This is a genomic window from Thiohalocapsa halophila (assembly GCF_016583825.1).
Taxonomy (GTDB): Bacteria; Pseudomonadota; Gammaproteobacteria; order Chromatiales; family Chromatiaceae; genus Thiohalocapsa; species Thiohalocapsa halophila.
Map to the genome: position 1 here is coordinate 1 of NZ_NRRV01000132.1, position 5,875 is coordinate 5,875.

Genomic DNA, 5,875 nt, shown 5'->3' on the forward strand with positions numbered 1-5,875 from the left:
CACCCAGCACTCAGCACCCAGCACTCAGCACCCAGCACTCAGCACTCAGCACCCAGCACTCAGCACTCAGCACCCAGCACTCAGCACTCAGCACCTCGAGCCTCGCACCTAGCCACTCGCACCTCGCACTTCCCATGCCCTCCATCACCAACCCCCACTTCGTCCTGCGCCGCCTGCACTCGCTGCTGGGCGTGGTGCCGGTGGGGGCCTTTCTGGCGTTTCACCTCTGGGAGAACAGCCAGTCGCGGTTCGGCGCCGAGCATTTCAACCAGGAGGTCGTCGGCGCCCTGGCGGGGCTCAACTACCTGCCCGTCATCGAGATCTTCCTCATCGCCCTGCCGCTGCTGTTTCACGCGGTCTACGGGCTGGCGATCATCGGCGGCGCCCGCGCGCAGCCGCTGCGCTATCCGTATCTTCGCAACCGGCTGTATTGGCTGCAGCGCGTCTCCGGCGTCGGGCTGTTGGTGTTCATCCTGCTGCATGTGGGCATGACGCGCATCGCCGGGCTGATGGAACCGGCCGTCCACGCGGACCTGTTCGGGCACATGCGCGATGCGCTCATGAGCCCCTGGGTGTTCGGGCTCTATCTCGTCGGACTCTGGCTCGCGGTGGCGCACTTCGCCAACGGCCTGGCGACGGCGGCCATCAGCTGGGGACTCACCACCAGCGCCGACGCGCAGCGGCGCTTCGGCTGGGTCTGTGCGGGCGTCGGGCTGCTGCTCGGGGCCATCGGCACCCACGGGCTCGTGGGCTACCTGATCGCCCCCACCGGAGCCGGGGCATGAGCGCAGCCACAGCCCAGCGGCGGGTCATCGTCGTCGGCGGCGGGCTCGGCGGGCTCTGGGCGACGCTCGCCATCGCCGGGGGCGGACAGAAGGTCCTGCTGTTCTCCCTGTTCGAGGTGATGCGCTCCCACTCGGTGTGCGCCCAGGGCGGCATCAACGCCGTACTGGACGCCAAGGGCCAGCGCGACAGCATCGACCAGCACATCCACGACACGCTGAAGGGCGGCAGCTGGCTCGCCAACCAGCCGCCGGTCAAGTCCCTGTGCGAGGCGGCGCCCTCGCTGATCCGCACCTTCGAGCGCATGGGCGTCACCTTCTCGCGCACGCCGGAGGGGCTCCTGGATCAGCGGCTCTTCGGCGGGGTCAAGCACAGGCGCACCTGCTTCGCCGGCGCCAGCACCGGGCAGCAGCTGATGCACGGCGTGGACCAGCAGGTGCGCCGGCTGGAGGCCGAAGGCCGGGTGCAGAAGCTGGAGTGGTGGGAATTCCTGGGGCTGGTGAAGGACGCCGACGGCGCCTGCCGCGGCGTCGTCGCCATGGACCTGCGCTCGCTGGAGGTCCAAGCCTTCCGCGCCGACGCCGTGGTGCTCGCCACCGGGGGTCTGGGGCAGCTCTACGCGCCCCAGACCACCTGCTCCACCAACTCCACCGGCGCCGCCGCGAGCCGTGTCTATCAGCAGGGCGCGCGCTTCGCCAACGCCGAGTTCTTCCAGTTCCACCCCACGGCGATGCTCGGCGAGGACAAGACCCGGCTCATGTCCGAGGCCGCCCGCGGCGAGGGCGGGCGGGTCTGGGTGCCCAAGGACCCCGCCGACCGCCGCGAGCCTGGCCGCATCCTGGAGGCCGAGCGCTGGTACTTCCTGGAGGACTGGTACCCGGCCTACGGCAATACGGTGCCGCGGGACATCGCCTCGCGCGCCATCTGGCGGGTCTGCCGCGAGCTGGGCCAGGGTGTCGGCGGCGGCGACCGGGTCTACCTGGACCTGACGCACCTGGACCGGGGCTTCGTCGAGTCCCGCCTCGGCGCCATCCTGTCCATCTACCGCAAGTTCGCCGGCACCGACCCGCTGGACGCCCCCATGGAGATCTTCCCCGCCGCCCACTACGCCATGGGCGGGCTCTGGGTGGACTTCGAGCACGACCCGGCCAGCGGCGGCGTCACCCCCGGCAGTCCGCGCAACCATGCCACCAGCATCCCCGGGCTCTACGCCTGCGGCGAGTGCGACTACGGCTACCACGGCGCCAATCGGCTCGGCGCCAACTCGCTGCTGTCCGCGTCCTACTCCGGGCGCGTGGCGGGCGAGGCCGTACTGAGCTGCCTCGCCGGCATCGAGCGCGGCGCGGACGATCTGCCGGCGGCGCCCTTTCAGGATGAAGTCGCGCGCCAGCAGGCCATCAACCGGGAGCTGATGACGGGCCAAGGCAGCGAGAGCCCCTTCCAGCTCCACGACGCGCTCGGCGCCCTGATGACCGACCGCGTGGGCGTGGTGCGCGACAACGCGAGCCTGGACCGGGCCATCGCGGCGCTGGCGGAGCTGGAGGGCCGCGCCGCGCACATGGACCTCCGCGAGGCGAGCCCCTGGGCCAACCAGACCCTGGCCCACGCCCGGCAGGTGCAGGACATGATCCGCCTCGCCCGCGTCATGGCGGCGAGCGCGCGGGCAAGGGACGAGTGCCGCGGCGCCCATTACAAGCCCGAATTCGAGCTGCCGCTGCCCTCGGCCGGCGACGCCGACGGCCCGGCCTGGCAGCACTACCGCGAGCGCTGGCGCGCCGAGAACGCGCGCTGGCTCAAGACTACGGTCGCCGAGCACGGCATCGACGGCCCGCGCATCGACTTCGAGCCCGTGGACCTGAGCGTGCTGGCGCCGGATCGGCCGCGGGACTACCGCTGATGCGCAGGTGGACAACGCAATGATCCGGGGAGACACGCCATGAGCGCCATCGCAGGTGTTCAGCGGTTGGCGCTGCGGGTGGCAGGCTTCGACCGTGCCGGTCACGGGGAAGCCTCCAGCCGCACCGCCGCCGCTGCCGAGCGCAGGGACAGCAGCGCCAGCCGCAGCGTCGAGCTTCAGATCCGCCGCCAGGACACCCCGGACGCGTCGCCTTACTGGCAGTGCTTCCGCGTGGCCACCAAGCCCGGCGACAATGTCGTCTCCGTGCTGCGCGCGCTGCGGCTCGACCCGGTCACCGTCGACGGCGAGCGCGTGGACCCGGTCGCTTTCGAGCACAACTGCATGGAGGAGGTCTGCGGCGCCTGCGCCATGCTCATCGACGGCCGGCCCAAGCCCGCCTGCTCCACGCTGCTGGCGGAGCTCGGCAGCCGCATCCGCCTGGAGCCGCTGCCCAAGTTCCCGGTGGTGCGGGACCTGATGGTGGACCGCGCCCGCCTGGCGGAGAGCCTGGAGCGCGTCCAGGCCTGGGTGCGCCTGGACGGCCCCTGGGACATCCACGAGCGCGCCCCGCGCATCTCCCAGCGCCAGTGGGCCGCGGACTACCTCTACAGCCGCTGCATGAGCTGCGGCATCTGCCTCGCGGCTTGCCCGCAGTTCGAAGACGCGCCGGCGGGCGAGCGCGGCTTCCTCGGCCCCGCCGCCCTCGCCCAGGTGCGGCTGCTGAACGCGCACCCGCTGGGGCGCTACGACAAGACCGAGCGCCTGCACGCCATCATGGCCGAGGGCGGCCTCAGCGATTGCGGCAATGCGCAGAACTGCGTGCGCGTCTGCCCCAAGGACATCCCACTCACCACCGCCATCGGCGAGCTGGGGCGGCAGACCACGGTGCAGGCGCTGAAGGATCTGTTCGGCGGCTGACTCGGCTATTACAACTGCTCGCGCGCGTAGTCCTTCACGGACTCCGGAAACGGCAAGTAGCCGAGGCGCTCCGTCACCGCCTGTCCGGGCCCCAGCGCATAGGCAATCAGGTCTTCGAGCGCCGCGGCCTTGGCCGGATCATCGTACTCCTTGCGCAGCACCAGCCAGGAGAGCGCGACGATGGGATAGGCCGCCTCGTTGACCGGATCTTTGGCTTCGGCGGTGCTGACGTCCGCCATAATGGAGCTGCGCGCCGCGTCGAAGGCGGCCTTACCGGGTGCAACGATCTTGCCGGCGCGATTATCGAGCGCCGCGATGCTGATACCCGGCAGCAGCCCGTATGCGTACTGCACATAGCCGATGCTGCCGGGGATGGCCCGCACACTGGCGGCAACACCGCCGTTGCCGGGGGCGCGGATGAGGCCCGCGTGCTGCTTGAGCGGGTCGGGCCAGTCCGGCGTCATCGTGGTACCCACGTCCGCCGCGAACTCCCTGCTCAACACGCTCAGGTAGCGCGTGAACTTCCGCGGCCTCCTCGGGCGTGAGCCGCAGGTCGGTGCCCGCAAAGTCCACGCGCCCGGCGATGAGGTCCTTCACGCCGCCGGCGCTGCCGATGCTCTGGTAGTCCACCCGGATATGCGGATGCGCCAGATGGTAATCGCGAAACCATCGCAGATAGAGCGGCACCGGGAAGCTGGCCCCGGTGCCGATGAGCTTCACTGGCTCCTGTGCGTTGTCCTGTGCCTGGGCCGAGGCCATCAGGCCCAGCAGCGCGGCGGTGACGAGCAGATGGCACAGCCGGGCCATCGGGCGAGTTGCAGGGTTCATGTTTTAATCTCGGCTCCTCAGCAGCAATGCGATGGCGCAGGCGCGGGCGGTATCCAGGGGCTCGGCCCCGAAGTCCGGCTCCCCGGCTCCGCCAGCAGAGCCATGGAGCCGCTCGCCCGCGGTCGCCGCCGCAGGGGTGTCATCAAACGGTCACATTGCCATCATAGCTCGCCAACACCGAATTCCGCTGCCAGCCATGTCAATCGCCCGCTACCAAGCCGTCGCCGACGGCGTCTTCTGCATCGAGACCGGTCTCTACCGCGACGGCCTCGCCGCCTGCTACCTGATCCGCGAGCAGGACCGGCTCGCCTGCGTCGACACCGGCACCACGCACACCGTGCCCGGACTGCTCGGCGTCATCGAAGATCTCGGCCTGACGCCGGCGCACGTGGACTATGTCATCCCCACCCATGTCCACCTGGACCACGCCAGCGGCGCCGGTGTGCTCATGGCCGCCTGCCCCAACGCCACGCTGGTCGCGCATCCCAAGGCCGCACCGCACCTCATCGACCCGGCCCGGCTGACGGCCGGCGCCACCGCCGTCTACGGCGAGGCCGCCTTCGCCCGGGACTTCGGCGAGCTGGTGGCGGTGCCGGAGGACCGTGTCATCGCCGCCGGCGACGGCCAGCGCTTCGACCTCGCCGGCCGCAACCTGACCTTCATCGACACCCCGGGTCACGCCAACCACCACGGCTGCATCCACGACGCCGGCTCAGGCGGGATCTTCACCGGCGACACCTTCGGCATCTCCTACCGGGAATTCGACACCGCCGCCGGCCCTTGGCTGTTCGCCCCCACCACGCCGGTGGCCTTCGACCCGGACGCCTGGCAGCGCAGCCTGGATCGGCTGCTGGACTTCGCGCCCGCGGCGGCGTTTCTGACCCATTACTGCCGCATCGATGAGCCGGCACGGCACGTCGAGCGGCTGCGGCGCAGCATCAACGACCTCGCGGCGATGGCCCTGGAACAGGCCGACCCGCCGGGGCCGGAGCGCAAGGACCGCATCAAGGACGCCATCACCGCCCACCTGCTCGCCGACGCCCGCGCGCACGGCTGCACGCTGAGCGATGCCCGCATGGCCGAGCTGCTGTCCGTGGACCTGGAGCTGAACGCGCAGGGGCTCGATGTTTGGCTGAAGCGGCGGGAGAAGCGGGGCGGGTAGTGATCGTTCGGGGGCGAATTGGGGTCTTGCAATGACTATTGAACAGCTTGAAAGCGCAGTCCAAAACCTAACGAACGACGAGCTCGATGCATTCGCTGACTGGTTTGAGGAGTACCTGGCAGCCAGGTGGGATGCGCAGAGCCAGCAGGTCAACATCGCTGCCGGGCCCAGCCTCGCCGCAAGCGAGGCCGCCGAAGAGCAGCACCTGGCCGGCGCCGAAATCGTCGACGGTCTCGGTGGGCAGTCCGATGCCGAAGCCGACGCCGCCACCCGCCCACATCAACCCC

The 5,875-nt window shown here is 70.4% G+C and carries 6 protein-coding genes and 1 pseudogene; 4 read left to right on the plus strand and 3 right to left on the minus strand.

What is annotated here, in order from left to right; all coding sequences use genetic code 11:
- Positions 1-134 precede the first annotated feature (134 nt).
- Genes CKO31_RS25080 through sdhB form a run of 3 tightly spaced genes read left to right on the plus strand, consistent with a single transcriptional unit; the run spans position 135 to position 3,598 of the window.
- Positions 135-785: a succinate dehydrogenase/fumarate reductase transmembrane subunit gene (locus CKO31_RS25080; RefSeq protein ID WP_200243347.1), complete on the plus strand. Its 651-nt coding sequence runs from the start codon at positions 135-137 to the stop codon at positions 783-785.
- Positions 782-2,680: a succinate dehydrogenase (quinone) flavoprotein subunit gene (sdhA, locus tag CKO31_RS25085; RefSeq protein WP_200243349.1), complete on the plus strand. Its 1,899-nt coding sequence runs from the start codon at positions 782-784 to the stop codon at positions 2,678-2,680. The genes CKO31_RS25080 and sdhA overlap by 4 nt, the downstream gene beginning before the upstream one ends.
- Before the next feature lie 39 nt (positions 2,681-2,719).
- The gene (gene sdhB, locus CKO31_RS25090; protein WP_200243351.1) at positions 2,720-3,598 is read left to right on the plus strand and encodes a succinate dehydrogenase iron-sulfur subunit; all 879 of its coding nucleotides are present in this window, start codon (positions 2,720-2,722) and stop codon (positions 3,596-3,598) included.
- Positions 3,599-3,606: 8 nt separating this feature from the next.
- Here sdhB and CKO31_RS25095 read toward each other — a convergent pair whose 3' ends face one another.
- Positions 3,607-4,074: a type 2 periplasmic-binding domain-containing protein gene (locus CKO31_RS25095; protein WP_322789211.1), complete on the minus strand. Its 468-nt coding sequence runs from the start codon at positions 4,072-4,074 to the stop codon at positions 3,607-3,609.
- Positions 4,075-4,171: 97 nt separating this feature from the next.
- Positions 4,172-4,426 (minus strand): annotated as a pseudogene (locus CKO31_RS27780) (hypothetical protein); the annotation flags it as partial.
- A 196-nt stretch (positions 4,427-4,622) separates the two neighbouring features.
- Here CKO31_RS27780 and CKO31_RS25100 point away from each other — a divergent pair.
- Positions 4,623-5,588 carry an MBL fold metallo-hydrolase gene (locus CKO31_RS25100; RefSeq protein ID WP_200243357.1) on the plus strand — a complete coding sequence of 322 codons (966 nt, stop codon included), beginning with the start codon at positions 4,623-4,625 and terminating at the stop codon, positions 5,586-5,588.
- Positions 5,589-5,655: 67 nt separating this feature from the next.
- On the opposite strand, the gene CKO31_RS27785 is transcribed toward CKO31_RS25100, so the two are convergent.
- Positions 5,656-5,868, minus strand: coding sequence for a nucleotidyltransferase domain-containing protein (locus tag CKO31_RS27785; RefSeq protein WP_369075148.1), 213 nt, complete (start codon positions 5,866-5,868; stop codon positions 5,656-5,658).
- Positions 5,869-5,875 lie beyond the last annotated feature (7 nt).

Excerpts from the sequence above, each read along its gene's own strand:
- CKO31_RS25080 (WP_200243347.1), top strand. The coding sequence starts at position 135 with ATGCCCTCCATCACCAACCCCCACTTCGTCCTGCGCCGCCTGCACTCG.
- sdhB (WP_200243351.1), top strand. The coding sequence starts at position 2,720 with ATGAGCGCCATCGCAGGTGTTCAGCGGTTGGCGCTGCGGGTGGCAGGC.
- CKO31_RS27785 (WP_369075148.1), bottom strand. The coding sequence starts at position 5,868 with ATGTGGGCGGGTGGCGGCGTCGGCTTCGGCATCGGACTGCCCACCGAG.
- CKO31_RS25100 (WP_200243357.1), top strand. The coding sequence starts at position 4,623 with ATGTCAATCGCCCGCTACCAAGCCGTCGCCGACGGCGTCTTCTGCATC.
- sdhA (WP_200243349.1), top strand. The coding sequence starts at position 782 with ATGAGCGCAGCCACAGCCCAGCGGCGGGTCATCGTCGTCGGCGGCGGG.